17 protein-coding genes are annotated in these 20,056 nt (G+C 68.8%); 6 read left to right on the top strand and 11 right to left on the bottom strand.

Translation table 11 applies throughout. From position 1 onward, the window contains the following. Nucleotides 1-37 precede the first annotated feature (37 nt). Entirely contained in the window at nucleotides 38-697 is a 660-nt protein-coding gene (locus FSB78_RS15425; protein WP_199743198.1) for a queuosine precursor transporter, read from the top strand. Between the two features lie 140 nt (nucleotides 698-837). On the opposite strand, the gene FSB78_RS15420 is transcribed toward FSB78_RS15425, so the two are convergent. From FSB78_RS15420 to FSB78_RS15395, 6 genes are all read right to left on the bottom strand, one after another. After that, on the bottom strand, nucleotides 838-2,496 hold the full coding sequence (locus FSB78_RS15420; RefSeq protein WP_147083451.1) for an ATP-binding protein: 1,659 nt from the start codon (nucleotides 2,494-2,496) through the stop codon (nucleotides 838-840). A gap of 118 nt (nucleotides 2,497-2,614) precedes the next feature. Next, entirely contained in the window at nucleotides 2,615-3,334 is a 720-nt protein-coding gene (locus tag FSB78_RS15415; protein WP_199743293.1) for a TIGR02186 family protein, read from the bottom strand. A 56-nt stretch (nucleotides 3,335-3,390) separates the two neighbouring features. Further along, entirely contained in the window at nucleotides 3,391-4,305 is a 915-nt protein-coding gene (locus FSB78_RS15410) for a sulfite exporter TauE/SafE family protein (RefSeq protein ID WP_147083450.1), read from the bottom strand. A gap of 253 nt (nucleotides 4,306-4,558) precedes the next feature. Then, entirely contained in the window at nucleotides 4,559-5,314 is a 756-nt protein-coding gene (locus FSB78_RS15405; RefSeq protein ID WP_147083449.1) for a hypothetical protein, read from the bottom strand. Nucleotides 5,315-5,562: 248 nt separating this feature from the next. Then, entirely contained in the window at nucleotides 5,563-6,954 is a 1,392-nt protein-coding gene (locus FSB78_RS15400; protein WP_147083448.1) for a glycosyl transferase family protein, read from the bottom strand. A 153-nt stretch (nucleotides 6,955-7,107) separates the two neighbouring features. Continuing rightward, nucleotides 7,108-8,370 carry a dicarboxylate/amino acid:cation symporter gene (locus FSB78_RS15395; protein WP_147083447.1) on the bottom strand — a complete coding sequence of 421 codons (1,263 nt, stop codon included), beginning with the start codon at nucleotides 8,368-8,370 and terminating at the stop codon, nucleotides 7,108-7,110. 66 nt (nucleotides 8,371-8,436) lie between these two features. On the opposite strand from FSB78_RS15395, the gene glmM reads away from it, so the two are divergent. Next, on the top strand, nucleotides 8,437-9,774 hold the full coding sequence (gene glmM, locus FSB78_RS15390; RefSeq protein ID WP_147083446.1) for a phosphoglucosamine mutase: 1,338 nt from the start codon (nucleotides 8,437-8,439) through the stop codon (nucleotides 9,772-9,774). Nucleotides 9,775-10,230: 456 nt separating this feature from the next. Here the strand turns inward: glmM and FSB78_RS15385 are convergent, their stop codons facing one another. From FSB78_RS15385 to FSB78_RS15365, 5 genes are all read right to left on the bottom strand, one after another. Beyond that, nucleotides 10,231-10,623 (bottom strand): acyl-CoA thioesterase, encoded by a 393-nt coding sequence (locus tag FSB78_RS15385; RefSeq protein WP_147083445.1) that lies wholly within the window; start codon nucleotides 10,621-10,623, stop codon nucleotides 10,231-10,233. A gap of 111 nt (nucleotides 10,624-10,734) precedes the next feature. Further along, nucleotides 10,735-12,801, bottom strand: coding sequence for a S9 family peptidase (locus FSB78_RS15380; protein ID WP_147083444.1), 2,067 nt, complete (start codon nucleotides 12,799-12,801; stop codon nucleotides 10,735-10,737). A 53-nt stretch (nucleotides 12,802-12,854) separates the two neighbouring features. Continuing rightward, nucleotides 12,855-13,499 (bottom strand): TadE/TadG family type IV pilus assembly protein, encoded by a 645-nt coding sequence (locus FSB78_RS15375; RefSeq protein WP_158638023.1) that lies wholly within the window; start codon nucleotides 13,497-13,499, stop codon nucleotides 12,855-12,857. Further along, nucleotides 13,496-14,071, bottom strand: a complete 576-nt coding sequence (locus FSB78_RS15370) for a TadE/TadG family type IV pilus assembly protein (RefSeq protein ID WP_147082300.1) — start codon at nucleotides 14,069-14,071, stop codon at nucleotides 13,496-13,498. The genes FSB78_RS15375 and FSB78_RS15370 overlap by 4 nt, the downstream gene beginning before the upstream one ends. After that, entirely contained in the window at nucleotides 14,071-16,056 is a 1,986-nt protein-coding gene (locus FSB78_RS15365) for a pilus assembly protein (protein WP_147083442.1), read from the bottom strand. The genes FSB78_RS15370 and FSB78_RS15365 overlap by 1 nt, the downstream gene beginning before the upstream one ends. Before the next feature lie 275 nt (nucleotides 16,057-16,331). On the opposite strand from FSB78_RS15365, the gene FSB78_RS15360 reads away from it, so the two are divergent. The 4 genes from FSB78_RS15360 (at nucleotide 16,332) to FSB78_RS15345 (ending at nucleotide 19,931) form a co-directional block, all read left to right on the top strand. Continuing rightward, nucleotides 16,332-16,928, top strand: coding sequence for a hypothetical protein (locus tag FSB78_RS15360; RefSeq protein ID WP_147083441.1), 597 nt, complete (start codon nucleotides 16,332-16,334; stop codon nucleotides 16,926-16,928). Continuing rightward, nucleotides 16,925-18,259 carry a DNA-packaging protein gene (locus tag FSB78_RS15355; RefSeq protein WP_199743196.1) on the top strand — a complete coding sequence of 445 codons (1,335 nt, stop codon included), beginning with the start codon at nucleotides 16,925-16,927 and terminating at the stop codon, nucleotides 18,257-18,259. Before FSB78_RS15360 ends, FSB78_RS15355 begins: the two co-directional genes overlap by 4 nt. 164 nt (nucleotides 18,260-18,423) lie before the next feature. After that, nucleotides 18,424-19,527: a phage portal protein gene (locus FSB78_RS15350; RefSeq protein ID WP_147083440.1), complete on the top strand. Its 1,104-nt coding sequence runs from the start codon at nucleotides 18,424-18,426 to the stop codon at nucleotides 19,525-19,527. Then, a complete protein-coding gene (locus FSB78_RS15345) occupies nucleotides 19,524-19,931 on the top strand; it encodes an HK97 family phage prohead protease (RefSeq protein WP_147083439.1) in 408 nt (135 codons plus the stop codon). Before FSB78_RS15350 ends, FSB78_RS15345 begins: the two co-directional genes overlap by 4 nt. The last annotated feature ends 125 nt before the right edge of the window (nucleotides 19,932-20,056 follow it).

Genomic DNA, 20,056 nt, shown 5'->3' with positions numbered 1-20,056 from the left:
ATTTGACGTGGTGGGGAAACGCGGTAGCGTCGCGGCGATGGATCATACAGCCCCTGCCGCGACCGTCACGATGTCGCGTTCGCTTTTCGTCTTCTCGGTTCTCTATGGCGGGATGGTCTGCATCGCAGGCGTGCTGGGGGTGAAACAGGTCGCACTGGGGCCGCTCGCGGTCGAGGCGGGGATCTTCGCGTTCCTCCTGCTGGTGGCGATGAGCAGCGCGATCGCCGAGCTGCACGGGCAGAAGACCGCGACCACGCTGGTGCGGCTGGGGTTCGTTCCGCTGATCGTGTCGGCGGTGCTGATCCAGCTCGTGCTCGCGCTGCCGCACGATCCGGGGATGTACCCGCCGGCGATCGACGCGTTCCCGGTCGTCGTCGGACAGGGCGCGCGGATGATGATCGCGGGACTGATCAGCTACGGCATCTCGCAGACGCTGAACGTGCTGATCTTCGCGAAGCTGTCGCGCCCGGTCGGTGGGGGCGAAGGCAAGCTGGTCTGGCTGCGCGGGATGATCGCCAGCATCATTTCGCAGATCATCGACACGCTGCTGTTCATCACCATCTCGTTCCTGGGAGAGCGGCCGATCCTGGCGTTGATGGAGGGACAGATGCTGACCAAGGTCGTGCTGTCGATCGTGCTGGTGCCCGCGCTGATCACGTTCTTCGTGCGGTTGGGGCGGCGGTTGGATCGGGTTTGAGGTAAGGCCAACCGTCATGCCGGACCCTTCGGCGAGGCTCAGGACAGGCTTGGTCCGGCGTCCATGGCGCCGCACACCCCGGACCATCGAGTGTGCGGCGCGATGGACCCCGGACCAAGTCCGGGGTGACGGAGTGGGGTTTACTTGCCCTGAGCGCGCCAGCGCTGGATGGTGCGGGTGATGATCTGATCTTCGCCGCCGACGTCGCGCCAGAGCTGCGAGAAGAGCGGGTCGCCCGAGGCGGGGCGCTTGGCCTCGTCCAGGCCGTCGAACGAGACGCGGACCGGGATGGTGACGCCCTCCCCGCAGATGATGCATTCGCGGTTGCGGAGCGCGGGGATCGAATCGAGGAAGCCGCGGGCGCCTTCGGGCATGGCGGCGCGGACGAAGGCCTGGTCGCGGTCGTTGTTGAGGCGCATCGCGAGGATCGTACCGCACTGCGACAGCACGCCCTCCGCCAGATCCGACGGACGCTGCGTGATCAGCCCCAGCGACACGCCGTATTTGCGGCCTTCCTTGGCGATGCGGCCGAGGATGCGGCCGACCGAATTGGTGGCTTCCTGGCCTGCGGGAATGTAGCGGTGCGCTTCCTCGCAGACGAGCAGGATCGGCCGCGGCTCTTCGTTGCGCGACCAGATCGCGAAGTCGAACGTCATCCGCGCGAGCACCGCGACCACCACCGAGGTGATGTCCGACGGCACGCCCGACACGTCGATGATCGAGATCGGCTTGCCCTCGCCCGGCATGCGGAAGATGCGCTGGAGGAAGTTCGCCATCGTGTCGGCGACGAGCATGCCCGAAAACATGAAGCCGTAGCGCGGATCGGACTTGATCTCGTCGATCTTGGTCTTGAGCCGCAGATAGGGCGCGGTGTCGCCGGCGCGGTCCATCTTGCCCATTTCCAGACCGATGATGTTGGTCAGGTCGCTCAGGAGATAGGGAATCGGCGCGTCGACGGTGAGCTTGGCGATCTCCTGCCCCAGCCGGCTCTTCGCCTTGGCCATCAACAGGCATTTGGCGAGAATGTCGGCGTCGAACTGGCGATCCGAGCCGCTGCTGGTCAGGAAGACCTCGCAATGCTCCTCGAAGTTCATCAGCCAATAAGGCATTTGCAGGTTGGTGACGTCGTAGATCGCACCGTTGCCGCGGAACGCCGCGCCATATTCGCCGTGCGGGTCGATCATCACGATATGGCCCTGCGGCGCGAGCTCGCAGATGCGGTGGAGGATCAGCGCGGCGCTGGTCGACTTGCCGGTACCGGTCGAGCCGACCAGCGCGAAATGCTTGCCGAGCATCGCGTCGACATAGAGCGCGGCGCGGATGTCGCGGGTCGGGTAGACCGTGCCGATCTCGATGTTCGCGCGGTCCTCGGCGGCGTAGATCTGCTTGAGGTCGGCGGTGGTGATCGGAAACACCTCGCAGCCGGGCATGGGGTAGCGCGTGACGCCACGACGGAAGCGGTAGAGCTTGCCGGTCAGCCGCTCCTCGTCACCTTCGCCAAGGAAATCGATCTCGGCGACGACCCGGGTCCCCGCGGCATCGTCGAGCTTGAGCGAGCGGATGTTGGCGACCAGCCAGGTCGAGCCGATGCGCATCTTGATCTGGCTGCCGACCGAGCCGGCCGTCGCGACCACCGGATCGGGATCGTCGATCAGCGTCTCGATCGACGCGCGATCGATCAGCACGCGGCTGCTCGCGCCCGCGATCGCAAAGACATAGCCGATCGGCACGGTGGCCTGGCCGGCAAGGCTTGCAGGGATCGCCCGCTGGAACGCGTCGGCTCCGAACATTTCGGTCATTGTGGGTACGCCCCTGCTCATACAGGCCGATGCTATGCGGGCGGAGGGGTAAAGATCGCGTTATCCTCGCCTGTTACCGGGCAGCTGGGACTGAACCTGCCGGGCCAGGCCCGGCGGGCTAGACCCGGCGCGCGATCCAGCCGGCGCCCCAGCCGAGCAGCATCGACAGCGCGACCGCGGCGAGGCCGTAGAGGATCGACGAGCGATCCGCGGCGCGTGCGACGAATCGTTCGAAGCCCGACTTGCGAATGTCGATGTCGCGCACGGCGGCCGCCAGCACGCGACCGTCGCGAATCAGGAAGGTCTCCGCGGTGAATCGCCCAACCGGCACGCGGGCGGGGATCGAGACGCGCGCGCGGTAGAGCACGCCGTCGGTGATCTCGACCGCGTGCGGGGCGGCGTAATAGAGCCCGGCGCGGCGCTTCAGGTCGACCAGCCCGCGCTGGAAGCGGTCCTGCGTCTCAGCGGGGGCGCTGGATGCGGGGGACAGCTGGAGGCTGTCGAGCCCGAGTTCGTAGATTGCGCGGGTGCGTTCGTCGACGATCCGGCCGATCGGGCGCGACGAGGCGATCGCGTAGAAGCTGGGCGCCGAGCGATAGCGCAGCCGCGCGGCGTTGACCCAGATCCCGGCGACCTTTTCCTTCTCGCGGATCAGCACCGATTGCGTCGGCCCCTTCACGACGACGACGATGTCGGTCGGCTGCGCGGCGCCGGGCAGGCGGCCACCGGGATAGAGGATCGCGCCGAACAGCAGCAGCTCGGCGCCGGTGAAGCTGTAGGCGATCTCGATGTTGCGCTGGCTGACGTCGGGGACGAGCACGGGCTTGGCCTGACCCATCAGCAACGGCGCGATGAGCCCCATCAGCAGGGGGGCGACGGTCGCGGCTCGGCGCCTCACGAGACCGCGACCGAGAAGATCTCTTCGGGCCGCCAGACCAGCCCGAGCAGGACTCGTGCACCGATCAGCAGCACCATCACCGCGAGCGCGAGACGGAGATATTCGGGCTTCACCTTAGTCGCGAGTCGCGCACCGACCTGCGCGCCGACCACCGAGCCGAGCAACAGCAGGGCTGCGAGCACGATGTCCACCGCCTTGGTCGTGGTGGCATGCACCATCGTCGCGACTGCGGTGACGAACAAAGTCTGGAACAGCGAGGTGCCGACGACGACGCTGGTCGCCATGCCGAGCAGGTAGATCATCGCCGGCACCAGGATGAAGCCGCCGCCGATGCCGAGCAGGATCGTCAGGATGCCGGTCGCGAAGCCCAGCAGCAGAGGTGCCAGCGGCGAGATGTAGAGCCCCGAGGCGTAGAAGCGCGTGCGCAACGGTAGGGCTGCGACCAGCGGGTGGTGCCGGCGTTTGCGCGCGCGCGGCGGTCGGCCGCTGCGTTGCCGGCGGATCGCACCGAACGATTCGCGCGCCATCATGCTGCCGATCGACCCCAGCATGACGACGTAGACGATCGCGATGACGGTATCGATCTGGCCGTTTTCCTGGAGCAGGCGGAACAGCCAGGCGCCGAACACCGTGCCGATGATGCCGCCGGCGACGAGCACGCCGCCCATCTTTGTATCCACCCCACTGCGCCGGAAATGCGCGAACACGCCCGACACGCTGGCGCCGGTCACCTGGCTGGCCGCGGACGCGGCGGCGACCGTCGGCGGGATGCCGTAGACGATCAGCAGCGGCGTCGTCAGGAACCCGCCGCCGATCCCGAACATCCCCGACAACAAGCCGACCCCGCCGCCGAGCAGGATGATGACAAGCGCGTTGACCGAGAGGTTGGCGATGGGAAGGTACAGGTCCACGGGGGCGTTATAGCCGCTTGGGGCGTGGGGGCTACCGCCATGGCGCTAGACGTCGCTGCCGATCGACAGCGGAGGGCCCGAGCCGGCGCGGGCCCCAACTCCCCCTTTTCGTTCGTCCTGAGTAGCTGCTGAGCGAAGCCGAAGCGGCGTATCGAAGGAGAGGCGCGCGGAACCTGTGCTTCGATACGAGCCTTTACGCCTTCGGCTACTCGGTCTCTACTCGGCACGAACGGGGGGGTAGATCACGGCGCGGCTAAAAATCGCTGCCGATCGAGAGTGCGGGGCCTGATCCGGGTCGCGCTTCGCCGGCGACGCGTTGGCGCCAGTCGAGGGTGAGGCGGATCGTCTTGTCGGCAACAGGGATCGCCACGCCGAGTGTCGGGCCGAGGTCGACCCGGCGGGCGCCGCGTTGGGCGCTGGCCCAGCTGCCGAGGCCGAGATCGATCCGCCGGCCGGCGACATGCGCGACCGGATGGGTGAGGCGGGCGGCGATGTCGATGAAGGTCTCGATTCCATCGCGGGCGATCGCGCCGGCCTGCGCGTAGGCTTCCAGCCTCAGGCCGGGGGCGATGTCGGCGGGGCCATAGCCGCCGATGATCCCGACCGTGGGACCGCCGCGGGCGCCGTCGAGCGAGACGCGCTGTTCGGCGATCAGGCGCAGCGGCAGGTGGGTCGGCTGCCAGTCGAGCCCGAGTGCGGCTTCGCGGCCGCGGCCCTTCATCGGTGCGGACAGGCGCGCGGCGAGCGCCAGGCGGCGCGCGGTGCCGAGCGCGTAGGTGAGGCGCAGGCCGGCTTGCGATGCGCCGAGCTGGCCGGTGTCGAGCAGGCTCGCCGGGCCGCTGCGCGCAAGCAGCCACGCGCTGCCGGCGAGGCGGGTGCGGCCGCGCGCGATCGGGGTCGGGACGAGCGGGGGCGGCAGCGCGGACTGGGACGTGGCTTGGCGCGCAGGGTCGGGTGGAGCGGTACCGGGTGTCGGCGGGACCGGGGTTGCGATCGCTGCGACGATCATCGGTCGAGGACCTGGCACCGGTGACCCAGGCCGTACCGCGGTCGCGACGGATGAAGCGCTAGGGGCGAGGGGACGGTGGCGCGGCGCCAGCGATGTTGGGGGCGGTGTCAGCCGCTCGGCGATCGCGTGTGGGACGATGGTTGCGCCCAGCGCGGGCAGTGGCTGCGGCGTCGGGAGCAGCGTCAGCGTCCGGATCGCGATCCAGCCGCCCAAGGTCAGCATCAAAAAGCGGAGCGGGCGGCCGCCCTTCACCGCACGTCGGCGTTTGCCATGGCCGGTGCGTCGGGAAATTCGTGCCGCGTCTTGTCCCATACCGGTGCGGCGCCGCGCAGCATGCCGATATAGCGGACCAGCGCACGGGGGGCGGCGTTGAGGGCGACGAAATTGCCGACGACGAAGCGCGGCAGCGACCACAGAGCTTCGCGCAGGCCGTAGCTGCGCCCGGTGAAGAGCATCCGGGTCGCGAGGCGCCAGGCCAGCAGCGCGGTGTTGACGACGAGCAGCCACAGGCCGGGCGAACCGACAGCCGTCGCGCTCGAGCCGCGATACCAGTGCAGCCCGGCGGCCAGAGCCCAGGCGGGCAGCGCGCAATAGGCGGTGGCCAGCACGACGACCGCCAGCGGCGCACGCCGGTCGCGCATCCGCATCCAGTGATCGGCGAACGCCAGCGGCCGCGCCCAGCCGGTACGGTCCCACCCCGACAGCGCGATTCCCGTCATCCACCGCGTCTTCTGACGGACCGCGGTGTCGATCGTGTCGGGGAAGAAGGCGCGCACCGCGACGATCCCGCCGCGCGCGTCGTCGATCCGTACGAACAGGCCGCGCGCGCCGAGGTCGGCCATGCGCAGCCCGAGCTCGTAATCCTCGGTCAGGCTGGACGCATCGAACGGATCGCCGCCGCGCTCGGCCGCGATCAGCGCGAGGATGTCTGGCGCGATCGCGCAGCCGGTGCCGGCGAGCGGCATGCCGGCGCCGAGCGCGGTGCGGACGACGAGCTGCTTGGCGTGCGCTTCGGCGAACTCGTCGGCATAGTGGCCGGAGACGAGCTGCGCGCCGCGCTTGACCAGCGGGAGGACGGGCAGCTGCACGTAGTCGTGGCGTTCGATCAGTGCGTCGAAGATGCGCAGTTCGTCGGCGTGGACGACGTCCTCGGCATCGTGGAGCACGATCGCCTTTGTCGCGACGCGGGTGCGCGCGTCGTCGCGTTGCTGCGCGCGCCACAGCGTGTTGAGGCAGTCCGCCTTGGTGGTGGGGCCGTCGCGCGCGCCGATGACCAGGCGGATGCGCGGGTCGCGCGCGGCGACCGCGGCGGCGGCGTCGATCGTGGCGCGGTCATTGGGGTAGAGGCCGACATAGATTCGGTAATCGGGATGGTCGAACCGCTCCACCGCGGTCACGAGCATGTTGCCGATCACCGCCACTTCGTCCCAGGCGGCGACGAAGACCGCGATGCGACCGGGCTGACGGGGTGGCGGGAGCGTGGCGATCGTCAGCCGGGCATGGCCGCCTCGACGCACCCGGCCGACGAGAAAAACGAGGTCGACCAGCATGTCGTCGAGGCCGCCGATGAGCAGCCCGATCGCGGCGAACAACATGGTTTCGCGCGCGACGGCATCAATGAACCAGATCGACTCGCCCATGCCCTGTCCCCCCGCACGGACCCTAGCAAGCCGATCGAACCGATTCGGCAGGAGTCACGTTCGATTCGGATGTTTGGCGATAATCACCAGCGCGCGGGGGGCAGGCGCGGTCAGATCGGCATCAGCCCGAGGCCGAACGCGGAGACCTGGAGATCAGGGCCGAGCGTGCGATACGTCATCGAGGGTCTCCTGCGTGCCGGTACGGGCTGCGACGGAGATGGTGACGGCGGTGTCCATCGTCACGTTCCCCACCGTGCGGAACAGGTCGGGCACGGTCTCGACAGCGATGAGCAGCCCCAGCACCTCGAGCGGGATTCCCATCGCGAGCGCGACGGGCGCGACGCTCGCGATAAAGCTGATCGTGCCGGGGAGCGAGATCGATCCCATCGTGGTGATCGCGGCGGTGGCGACGCCGGCGGCCATCTGCGCAGGGCCGATCGGCATCTGCAGCCAGTGCGCGACATAGAGCGCGACCGCGAGGTTCATCGCCGGGCTGGTCGCGCGGAATACCGCGACCGAGAGCGGGAGGACGATGCCGGCGGTCGAGGCGGAGGCGCCGAGATCGGTCGACGCCTTGAGCATCGCAGGCAGCGAGGCGAGCGACGACTGGGTGCTGATCGCCACTGCCTGAGCGGGTGCGACCGCGCGCGCGAAGCGGCCGAGCCCGACGCGGCCGCCGATCATCGCCACCGGATAGGCGGTGAGCAGGACGATGAACCCGATCGCCGAGACGCAGACGATATAGTGGAGCAGTGCGCCGAACGCCGCGGTCCCGGTGCGTGCGCCAACGCCGTAGGCGAGCGCGAAGATACCGATCGGCGCGAGCTTCAGCACCCAGTTGATGATGATCAGCAGCGCGTCGACCACCGCCTGGAAGAAGCCGGTCAGGATGCGGCGGCGGTCGTCGGGAAGCTTGGTCACCGCAAAGGCGAAGGCGAGCGAGAAGATGGTGAGCGGCAGGAACGCGTCGCCCGCCGCCGCCGCGACGATGTTGGTGGGGACGATGGTGTCGAAGAACGCGCCGATGCCGGGCACCGGGCCGACGGGAGCAGCGCCGGTCAGCGCGTCGCGCAGGGCGGCGCCGAGCCCCGCGGGCAGCGGGAACGCATCGAGGATCAGCGGCATCACGAACGCGGACATCAGCGTGGTGCTCCACAGGATGACGACGATCATCACCATCGCGCGCGCGGTGATCTGCCCGGCGCGCGCCGCTTCCGACGTCGCGCCGATGCCGGTGACGAGCAGCCCGACGACGAGCGGCACGATCACCATTTGCAGCCCGTGCAGCCAGGCGGCGCCGATCGGCTGCGTGATCGCGGTCGCGGCGATCGCCTGCGCCGGCGCGAGCGAGGCGACGAGGATACCGAGCGCGATGCCGCCGATCAGCGCGGAGAGAATTCGTGTTGTCTGCGACATGCTCGCCCTTGTTGCTGTGCCGCGCTAAGAACGACCCGAGCGTGATAGCGGGACAGGACGGCGCGGATGGCAAGGAAATATTTCGGTACCGACGGAATTCGCGGGGCCACCAACGTCTCGCCGATGACCGCGCAGATGGCGATGAAGGTCGGGATGGCGGCCGGCGCCCACTTCCTGCGCGGCGGGCACAAGCACCGCGTGGTGATCGGCAAGGACACGCGCCTCAGCGGGTACATGCTCGAATCGGCACTGGTCGCAGGGTTCACCAGCGTCGGCATGGACGTGGTGATGGTCGGGCCGATGCCGACGCCCGCGGTCGCGATGCTGACCCAGTCGATGCGCGCGGATATCGGCGTGATGATCTCCGCCAGCCACAACCCGTTCGCGGACAACGGCATCAAATTGTTCGGGCCCGACGGCTACAAGCTGAGCGACGACGCGGAGTCGGCGATCGAGGCGCTGATCGACAGCGAGGTCGATCTGGTGCCGTCGGCGCAGATCGGGCGCGCGCGGCGGATCGACGACGCGCAGGGGCGCTATATCCATTTCGCGAAATCGACCTTCCCCGAGAATCTGCGGCTCGACGGCCTGCGCATCGTGATCGATTGCGCGAACGGGGCGGCGTACAAGGTCGCGCCCTCGGCCTTGTGGGAGCTGGGCGCGGACATCGTCGCGATCGGCGTCACCCCCAACGGCACCAACATCAACGACGGCGTCGGGTCGACTGCGCCGCAGACGCTCGCCGAGACGGTGGTCGCGAGCGGCGCGGATATCGGTATCGCATTGGACGGGGATGCCGACCGGCTGATCGTGGTCGACGAGAAGGGCGCGGTGGTCGACGGCGACCAGCTGATGGCGACGATCGCGGCGAGCTGGGCGCGTGCCGGGCGGCTGGCGGGCGGCGGGCTGGTCGCGACGGTGATGTCGAACCTGGGGCTCGAGCGGCATCTGGCGGCGCAGGGGCTGGGGCTGGTGCGTACCGCGGTCGGCGACCGGCACGTGCTCGAGGCGATGCGCGCGCGGGGGTATAATGTCGGCGGCGAGCAGTCGGGGCATATCATCCTGAGCGATTATGCGACGACGGGCGATGGGCTGGTCGCGGCGTTGCAGGTGCTGGCCGAGGTCAAGCGTGCGGGGGCGCCGGCGAGCGAGGTGCTGCACCGGTTCGAGCCGTTGCCGCAGTTGTTGAAGAATGTGCGGTTCGCGGGGGGCAAGCCGCTCGAGGTCGAGAGCGTCAAGGCGGTGATCGCGGCGGCGGAGATTGAGCTCGAGGGGCGCGGGCGGCTGGTGATCCGGCCGTCGGGGACCGAGCCGGTGATCCGGGTGATGGCCGAAGGCGATGACCCGGGGCAGGTCGAGCGCGTGGTGGACCGGATTTGTGACGCGGTGCGGGCGGCGGTTTAAGGTAAGCACAATCCTCCCCCGCCAGGGGGAGGTGGCAGGCGCAGCCTGACGGAGGGGGCGGGCGGCGACCACGTCTGTCCCGTTTCCGCCCCCTCCGTCGCCTTCGGCGCCACCTCCCCCTGGCGGGGGAGGATTGAGTGTGGGCGGTGCTTCGCTCGGCACGAACGGCGTGGGAGAAACCGGGTGGGGCGGGCGGTTTAGTCTCTCAGCGTTCCGCCATTCCTGTCCTCACCCATCGCCGCCTTCGGCGTCTCTCCCTCTCCCAATGGGAGAGGGAAGGGGCCCGCCCGGCTCTTGCCGGGTGGGAAGGGTGAGGGCGGGGGGCGAAGTTGCCCCATCTTCCGTTCGCCCTGAGCGAAGTCGAAGGGGCCTCTCCCAACACGGGCGGTTTGCGGGGCTAGCAGTGCTTCGACTCCGCTCAGCACGAACGGGATGGGGACGGTGCGCCGCGCAACGCTAAGCCAGAAACGGCGCGGCAATGTCAGGGCGGACCCTCAGCAACCGCCCTGTCGCGCGATCGAGCAGCGCCCAGGTGGTCACCGCCTCCAGCTTCACCTTGCCGTCGCTGCCGGTGAAGCGCACGTGGCGGTCGAAGCGGGCGCCCTTGGGGGGCTCGGGGACCCAGGTTTCGCCGGTGACCGTCTCGCCCGCGACGACGTTGCCGCGATAGTCGATCTCGTGGCGGGTCACGACCCAGACATAGGCGGCGCGGTGCTCGGGCGGCGCGATCGCGTCCCAGTGTGCGGTCGCGATGTCCTGGATCCAGCGGACCCAGACCGCATTGTTGACGTGGCCGAGCTCGTCGATGTCGGCGGGCGTGGCGGTGATGGTCAGGGTGAATCGGGTCATGCAGGTCCTTCCGTCACCCGAGACTAGCCCGTTCTCCCGCGGAGGCGGGAGTCCAGGGTTGCAGGCGATGCCGTTCGTGACTCCTGGGCTCCCGCTTTCGCGGGAGAACGGTCAGGCGACACCCAGCTGCCAGAGCACGAAGGCGTGTTCCTCCGCCGCCTCGCGCAGGGACTCGAAGCGGCCCGACTTGCCGCCGTGGCCTGCGCCCATGTTGGTTTTCAGCAGCAGGATGTTGGCGTCGGTCTTCACGCTGCGCAGTTTCGCCGCCCATTTGGCGGGCTCCCAATAGGTCACGCGCGGGTCGTTGAGGCCGCCGCTGATGAACATCGGCGGATAGGCGTGGGGGGCGACGTTGTCGTAGGGGCTGTAGCTGCGGATCAGGTCGAACGCGGCCTTGTCCTCGATCGGGTTGCCCCATTCGGGCCATTCGCCGGGCGTCAGCGGGAGACTGTCGTCGAGCATCGTGTTGAGCACGTCGACGAAGGGCACGTCAGCGATCACCGCGCCCCAGAGTTCGGGGTCCGAATTGACGACCGCGCCCATCAGCTCGCCGCCCGCCGAGCGGCCCGCGATCGCGATGCGGCCGGGGGCGGTCCAGCCCCCCGCGACGAGGCCCTTCGCGACGTCGACGAAGTCGTTGAAGGTGTTGGTGCGCTTCTCAAGCTTGCCGTCGAGATACCATTGCTGGCCGAGATCGTCGCCGCCGCGGATATGCGCGATCGCATAGGCGAAGCCGCGGTCGAGCAGGCTCATCCGGCCGGTCGAGAAGCCGGGCGGGATCGCATAGCCATAGGCGCCGTACGCGTAGAGGAAGAGCGGCGCCGATCCGTCGCGCGGGAAGCCGGCGGGGTAGACGATCGAGACCGGGATCTCGGTGCCGTCGCGCGCGGCGATTTTCAGGCGCTCGGTGCCGTATTTGGCGGCGTCGTAGCCGCTCGGGATTTCCTGGACCTTGAGCAGGGTCCGTTCGCCGGTGTCGACGTCATAGTCGTAGACCGAGCCCGGGGTGACCATCGACTCATAGCCGAGGCGGAGGACCGTCATGTCGTATTCGGGGTTGTCGCCGAGGCCGGCGACGTAGCTCGCCTCGGGGAAGGCGATGCGGCGGCCTTGGGTCGGCGTTTCGTAGCGGTGGATCGCGATCTGATCGAGCCCGTCCTCGCGGCCGTCGACGACGAAGAAGTCCTGATAGCATTCGACGCCGGTCAGGTAGAAATCGGGCGAAGGCGCGATCAGTTCGGTCCAGACGCCGGGTTCCTCAAGCTGTGCGGTGCACAGGCGGAAATTGGGGTCGGTGTCGTTGGTGTGGATGAACAGCGTGTTGTCATGGTCGTCGACATCGTATTCGCGGCCGACCTGGCGCGCGGAGACGAGGATGGGGACCGCCAATGGCTCGTGCGCGGGGAGCAGGTAGATCTCGCTGGTGACGTGGTCGCTCGTGGCGATCGTGATCCACTTGCGCGAGCTCGTTTCGCCGACGCCGACGCGGAATCCTTCGTCCTCCTCGTGGAACAGGACGACGTCCTGCTCGATCGGGGTGCCGAGGCGGTGGAAGCGCGCATTGTCGGTGCGCCACTGCTCGTTGGCGAGGCCGTAGAGGAAGCCGGCGTCGTCCGCGGTCCAGACGATCTCGGACAGCATCCCCGGGATCACCTCGGGCAGATGCTCGCCGGTCTGCAGGTCCTTGACGCGCACCTCGAAGCGTTCGGAGCCGTTGTCGTCGATCGCATAGGCGAGATAGCGGCCGTCGTTGCTGACCGAGAAGGCGCCGAGGCGGAAATATTCATGGCCCTGCGCAAGTGCGGGTTCGTCGAGCAGCAGCTCGTCGGGGCCGCCGGCGACGGGCTTCCTCCACCATTTGCGATACTCGCCGCCGGTCTCGTAGGCGGTCCAGTAGACCCAGTCGCCGTCCTTTTGCGGGACCGAGGATTCGTCCTCCTTGATGCGCGCCTTCATCTCTTCGTAGAGCGTGTCGACCAGCGGCTTGTGCGGCGCCATCGCGGTCTCGAAATAGGCGTTCTCCTCGGCGAGATAGGCGAGGATGTCGGGGTCGGTGACCTCGGGATAGCCTGCGTCCTTCAGCCAGGCATAGGGATCGTCGATCGTGACGCCGTGCGCGGTGAAGCTGTGCGCGCGGCGGTCCGCGATGGGGGCAGTCGGGGGGGGCGTGTTCGTCATTCGCTGCATGTACCGCGGGCGGACGCGCGTGTCGAAGGGCGCGCGTCGCGCCGCTAGTTGCAGCGCGAGACCGGGGCGTTCTCGTCGTTGCGGATTCCGCTGCCCGAGGTGTCGCGATCGTCGCGGACCGCGAACGACGCGATCTCGCTGATCGTCGTGGCGGGTGCCCAGGCGGTGGAGATGATCGGCGTGTAGGCGACCGCGAGTTCGGCGAACACGACGGGACCGGTCGCGGACGCGGTGACCTTCGCGGTCGAGGGGCCCATGCCCTTGAACGCGGTGCCATTCGCGCCGGTACCCTCGGTACCGTAGTTGGAGGCGAACGCCATGCTGCCGAAGCAGCGCTGCCACTGGATCCACTGCCCGCCCGAGCTGTTGACGGTCAGGCCGGAAAGGATGATGCGGCCCTTCGACGCGACGTCGAGCGAGCCGCCCTGCAGTGCGCCGCCGGTGAACAGGTCGTTGATCTGGCGTTCGGTGATCGGGCGGTTGCGCAGCACCTCCTGCACGCCGATCCGCGAGGCGTTGTCGGCGACCTGCAGCGCGAGCTGGCTGACGCGCTGGCGGGCGAGCGTGAAATTGGCGATCTCGATGCCGTAGAAGACCAGGGTCAGCAGCACCGGGAGGACGAGCGCGAACTCGATCAGCGCGAGGCCGTGCCGGTCCGCGACGAGCGCGCGCAGGGGGCGATGCCTCATGCGCATGTCCTGAGCGGCGCGGCGGCCTGGTCGCTGGACGGCTGGTTGCGGAGCAGCGTCGTCGAGGTGAGGTTCATCTGGCCCCTGGTCTGCCCGAACGGCAGGAAGCTCGCATAGGAAACGATGGCCTTGAGCAGGACAACGTCCTTCGACCCGCCGATGCCGGTCGTGCCCCCCTCGCGATCCCAGCTGTTGTTGTTGTTGGCGTCGACGTAGGATTCGCCCTTGTTGCAGGTCCCGTCGTGATTGCCGTCGACATATTCCTCGACCTTGGCATCGGCGTCGCGATAGTCGTGATAGGCGGTCAGCTCGAAGTCGACATCGGCGCCCTTGACCAGTTTGTGGACCTGGTCGCGCACGCGGTCTTCGATCGCCGCCTGGCGGGCCTCTGCGCTCGCATCCTCGAGGCTCATGTCGCGCGCCGCCTTCTGCATCTCGCCGTCGAGGACGGACTGGACGTAGAGCGTGTGGCCGGCGCCGAGCCCGCCGACGATCATCGTCAGCAGGACCGGCGCGACGATCGCGAACTCCATCAGCGCGGCGCCGCGCGTGTCGCGCAGGAACGGGCGCATCAGTGCGTCACCCGCAGCTGCGAGATCCGCGCGGCGATGTCCGCGAAGGTCGTGTTGAGTTCGGCCGCGTTGTCCGCCTGATAGGCGCGGTTGGGCGAGGCGCAGTCGGACAGCAGCGACGTCAGACTGGTGCCGAACGCGATCACCCAGACGGTGATGTTCTTCTTTTCCTTCGCCACCGTGCACAGCCGCGACAGCCGGTCCTCGACGATGCCGTCCTGCTCCGACTTGGTCGGCAGCCTGTTGAGGGGGGTGCGGCGGCGATCGAGCGCGGCGAGGCCGTAGGCGTCATAGTCGGCGATATTGGTCTCGGTATCCCCGTCGGTCATGAAGATGAGGTTGCGCGCGATGTTGCCGCCGCTCGCGGACGCGGCGTTCTCGGACGCGAACAGCCCTTCGGCGGACATCAGCCGCAGGCCCCAGAGCATGCCGATGTCGTGATAGGTGCGACCGCGCGGGGCGAGGTTCTTCAGATAGGTCTTGAGATCCGATATCTCGGTCGTGGTGCGGATCGCAGCAAGCTTGCGCGCCGCGGACGGGCAGGCGGCGAAATCGTCCTTGAACGACGACAGCGCGACGAAGTTGTTGGAATTGTGCGTGACCGGGTCGAACTGCCACCCGGTGATCCCCGCCGAGCCGGTCGTATTGTAGTTCGTGACCGATCGCGCCCAGACCAGATCGGGGAGGAACGGGCGCCACTGGGTCTCGGGGTTGCTCGGCGACGGGACCAGGTCGACGTCGAGATCATAGGCCGTGCCGGTCTCCGACGGGCGCAGCGTCTTGCGTTCCTCGATGCAGGCGCCCTGGCTGGCGTTGCCCCAGTTGATGCTCTTGGCGGTGAAGCCGTTGCCGAGCATCAGCGTCGCGCTGCCGCCGGCCATCAGTCCCGAGGCGTTCGACCCCTTCACGAGCCCGACCGGATAGGAGATCTTCTTGTAGTTCCAGTAATAGGTCCGGCTGGCCGCGTTCTGCTGCCCGGCATTGGGGTTCGCGGTCTCGGTCTGCGTGAAGGTTCGCGTATAGTCGACATAGACGACCTTGGTGATCGTGCAGACGCCGTTGTTCAGCGATTTGCTGTAGGTCGTGCCGTTCAGGACCTGCGTGCCGGTGCGCGACCGGGGCAGGGAGTTCGCGGGCGTCCATGCCGACCAGGTCGTGTTGTCCTTGTAGTTCTCGTTGGCGGGCGCGACGCACTGCTCCGAGGGTACGATCTGCTGCGTCTCGGTCCTGCCGCCGCTCCAGTTCGAATAGTTGCTGTTGGTCGTGTTGGTCGCGCCCTGCGTGCTGCCAGGCGTGTCGACATAGCCGTCCTGTTCGCGCGACTGGTACTCGGCGTTGTCGACCATCCAGTCGCGCTTGAGCAGCAGGCCGACGTTCACCGTCGAGGAATAGGGGACGAAGCCGTAGCGGACCTGAGAGGCGGGGGACTGCGCGTTGTTGAGCGTGGTGTAGAAGTCGGTCACCGCCTGGCGCAGCGCGGCGATCTTGCTCTGCGAGTCGCCGGTGTTGGTCTCGGCCATCGACAGCGTCGTATCGAGCACGAACATGATGTCGCTGTTGGGCAGCTGGAGCTGCGCGTCGCAGGTCGCCTCGAGCGGGATGCTCGCAAAGCCGAAGATCTTCATGATCGTGGTGGTGACGACGACGCCCGCCTTGCCGTGGACGATCATGTCGTTGCCGACGTCGTACGCCATGGTCAGCGCGGTGGTGCCGTACTGGCCGGACGCGAAGTTGAGGTTGAAGAACCGGTTCGCCGCGTCGCGCGCCGGCGTGTCGAAGGTCGAGGCGCTCATCGCGCGCCGTCCGCCGAGCACCGCCGCGTCGCACGCATTCTGCAGCCGCGACTTGACCAGATAGGCGCGACTCATGTCGAGCGCGCCGCCGATCATCCCCATCAGCGGAAGAAGAGAGAAGGCAAAGAGCATCAGGGTGTTGCCGCGAACATCGGTCTTGAGTGCAGCGAGTCGTTCGAAATCGATCCTCATCGGGATCCTCTCCAGGCAGTACGTCAAACCATTCTGGATCTAATCCTCTTTAAATTTGATGTAGGTTGCAGATGTGGAATAGTTTTCTTGTCGCTCAGACTTGAACCATCCCGGATATTGTTCCTGCAACCATCCTATTTGGTACATTACGCTTGACAGCGTCACTCTCTTCGGGTACACGGCAGGAACGCTGAAGAATTGCGGGCAGGAAAGACGGGCGCCGGGAGCGCCCGTTTTCGTGTCCGGGTTCGGCCGTGGTGTTCCGGGGGGATGGCATGACGGATGGATCGGGCGCGAAGGACGAGGCGCGCGACATGGTGGTCGCGCGCAGGCGGCACGGTGGCGCGAGACTCATGGCGGTCCGGGCCAAGGGGTGGACCCCGGCGAAGCGCGAACGCTTCCTCGATACGCTGGCGGCGACCGCGCATGTGAAGATGGCCGCCGCGGCGGCGGGGATCAATCGGACCAACGCCTATCGCCTGCGCCGTCGCGATCCGGTGTTCGCCGGGTTGTGGCTGCAGGCGCTCGAGCTCGGGTACCAGCGACTCGAGGACGAGCTGCTGAGCCTGGCACTCGGCAACGGGCGCGATGCCGTGTCCGATGGCCGGGCCGATGCGATCAACGCGATCGAGCCCGATGGCGACCGGGTCGATGTGCAGATCGACGTCGAGCTCGGCTTGCGCGTGCTGGCGCTGCGCCGCGCGGAGGGGACGGCGCCGGGGCCGCGGACGCGCGGCTACAAGTTCGTGCCGATCGAGGAGGTCGAAGCGGTGCTGGCGAAACAGCTCGATCTGCTCGCCGCGCGGTTGCGGCGGAAAGGGGGCGGGGACGGGGAAAGGGACGGGGACGGGGGCGGGGGCCTTCCGGCGTGACCGCGCCGGCGGGGGGCATCGGCGCCTTGTCCGAGCGGCTGGCGCTGCTGTCGGTCGCCGATCGCAACGCCGTGCTGAACACGCTGACCGAGCCGCAGCGCCGCGCGCTGGCCGAGCATTGGCCGCTTTGGGCGCATGCCGGGCAGATGGCGGGACGCGACGACTGGCGGGTGTGGCTGATCCGCGCGGGACGCGGGTTCGGCAAGACTCGCGCCGGGGCGGAATGGGTCAGCGCGGTGGCGCGGGCGCGGCCCGATGCGCGGATCGCGCTGGTCGGCGCGACGATGGACGATGTCCGGCAGGTGATGGTCGAGGGGCATAGCGGGCTGATCGCGGTGGTGCGCGGCCATGAATCGTTCGTCTGGTTGCGCGGCGAAGGCGAGTTCCGCTTCGCGAGCGGCGCGCGGGCGTTCGCCTATTCGGCGGACGTCCCCGATTCGCTCCGCGGGCCCGAGCATCACGCCGCCTGGGCGGACGAGATCGCCAAGTGGCGGCGCGGCGAGGCGGCGTGGGACAATCTGATGCTCGGCCTGCGGATCGGCGACCGGCCGCAGGTGCTGGTGACGACGACGCCGCGGCCGACCCGGCTGATGCGGCGGGTGATGGCATTGCCCGACTGCGTCGAGACGCGGGGGCGGACGCACGACAATCCGCACCTCGATGCGGGGTGGGTCGCGCAGATGGAGGATCTGTACGGCGGCACGCGGCTGGGGCGGCAGGAGCTGGAGGGCGAGATGATCGACGAGCTCGTCGGCGCGCTGTGGAGTCGCGCCGGGCTGGAGGCGCGGCGGGTGCGCGCGATGCCGGTGGCGAGCAAGCGGGTCGTGGTCGGGGTCGATCCGCCCGCGGGTGGGGAAGGCGATGGGGGCGACGCCTGCGGGATCGTCGCGGTCGCCAGGGGGACGGACGATTTCGCCTATGTGCTGGAGGATGCGAGCGTGGCGGGATTGTCGCCCGAGGGCTGGGCGCGCGCGGTGGCGGACTGTGTCGCACGCCACCGCGCGGACCGGGTGATCGCGGAGAAGAACCAGGGCGGCGCGATGGTCGAGAGCGTGCTGCGCGCCGCCGACAAGGTGATGCCGCTGACGTTGGTGCATGCCGCGCGCGGGAAGGTGGCGCGCGCCGAGCCGGTGGCGGCGCTCTACGAGAGCGGGCGGGCGTGGCATGTCGGCGGGTTTCCCGAGCTGGAGGACGAGCTGTGCGGGCTGGTCGTGGGGGGTGGCTATGAGGGGCCGGGCCGCTCGCCCGATCGTGCCGATGCGCTGGTGTGGGCGATGACGGCGCTGATGCTGACGCCGGCGGGGGATGCGCGGATCAGGATGCTGGGGTGAGGGGCGTTGTGATCCTCCCCTGCAAGGGGAAGTGGCCGGCGTAGCCGGACGGAGGGGTGACGCCGGGGGTTCTGCGGGGGCGGTTGCGGGCGGGGACACCCCTCCGTCAGGCCTGCGGCCTGCCACCTCCCCTTGCAGGGGAGGATTTTTACGGGGGACAGACCATGAAGCTATTCGGATGGAAGCCGCGCGAGGGGGCGCGGCCGGCGTTGTCGCGTGGCGGGTCGGGGCCCGCGGTGGGGGACTGGCCGCGGAGCTACGAGGCGCAGGTGCGCGAGGCGTATCTCGGCAATGCGATCGCACAGCGCGCGGTGAAGCTGGTGGTGGCGGGGATCGGGAGCGCGCCTTTGGTGGCGTCCGATCCGCGGCTGGTCGCGCTGGCACGGATGCGGTCGGGCGGGCAGATGCTGGTGGAGACGGTGGCGGCGCAGTTGCTGCTCCACGGCAACGCCTATGTGCAGGTGCTGCGCGATGCCGAGGGGGGCGCCGCCGAACTTTATGCGCTGCGGCCCGAGCGGATCACCGTCGAGGCGGATGCGGGCGGGTGGCCTGTCGCGTATCGCTACAAGGTCGGCGAGCGCGTCGCGCGGCTGCACGCCGATGCGGTGCGGCCCGAGGTGATCCACCTGAAGAGCTTCCACCCGGTCGACGACCATTATGGCTTGGGGTGCCTGGGCGCGGCGGCGGGGGCGGTGGCGATCCACAATGCCGCGGCGCGGTGGAACAAGGCGCTGCTCGACAATGCGGCGCGGCCATCGGGCGCGCTGGTCTATGATCCGGGGGACGGATCGACCTTGTCGACGGACCAGTTCGACCGGTTGAAGGGCGAGCTGGAGGCGTCGTTCGCGGGGTCGGGGAACGCCGGGCGGCCGATGCTGCTGGAGGGCGGGCTGACCTGGCAGGCGCTGTCGCTGAGCCCGGCGGAGATGGATTTCGCGGGCACCAAGGCGGCGGCGGCGCGCGAGATCGCGCTGGCGTTCGGGGTGCCGCCGATGCTGCTCGGGCTGCCGGGTGACAACACCTATGCCAATTACCGCGAGGCGAACCGGGCACTGTGGCGGCTGACGGTGCTGCCGCTGGCGCACGCGGTGCTCGACGGGATCGCGCAAGGGTTGCGCGGGTGGTTCGAGGGGGCGGCGCTGTCGATCGATCTCGATCGGGTGCCGGCGCTGGTCGAGGACCGCGCGGCGTTGTGGACGATGGTGGGCGCGGCGGAGTTTCTCAGCGCGGACGAGAAGCGGGCGATGCTGGGGGTGGTGGCGTCATGACGCTCGCGTTTGCGGGCTATGCGGCGGTGTTCGACGTGGTCGACCGCGCGGGCGACGTCGCGCGCGCGGGGGCGTTCGCGGACGCCGCGCCGGTGCCGTTGCTGTGGCAGCATCGCGGGGGGCCGGTGGGGGTGTTGTCGGCGGTCGGCGAGGATGCGCGCGGGTTGCGGGTCGAGGGGGTGATCGAGGATCCGGGGCTGGCGGACGCGGTGCGGCGCGGCGCGGTGGCGGGACTGTCGGTCGGGTATCGGCCGGTGACGGTACGGCGGGGGGCGCGGCGGGAATTGCTGCGCGTCGACCTGGTCGAGGTGAGCCTGGTGGCGGTGCCGATGCAGCGGCTAGCGCGGGTGGACATAATTACCCCGCTCACCACCCCGGCGGAGGCCGGGGCCCAATTGGGATAGCAGAGGTAACGGGGTGCGACGGTCTTCGCGATCGTCCCCCAATTGGGCCCCAGCCTTCGCCGGGGTGGTGGTCGAGTTCGACGGGTTTTGGCGGCGTCCTGCGGGGCGCCTTTTTTGTGGGAGAG

Origin of the sequence: Sphingomonas ginsenosidivorax, assembly GCF_007995065.1 — a bacterium.
Lineage (GTDB): Bacteria > Pseudomonadota > Alphaproteobacteria > Sphingomonadales > Sphingomonadaceae > Sphingomonas > Sphingomonas ginsenosidivorax.
The sequence above is the reverse complement of the archived record's forward strand: the minus strand, read 5'-3'. Positions and strand labels throughout refer to the sequence as shown.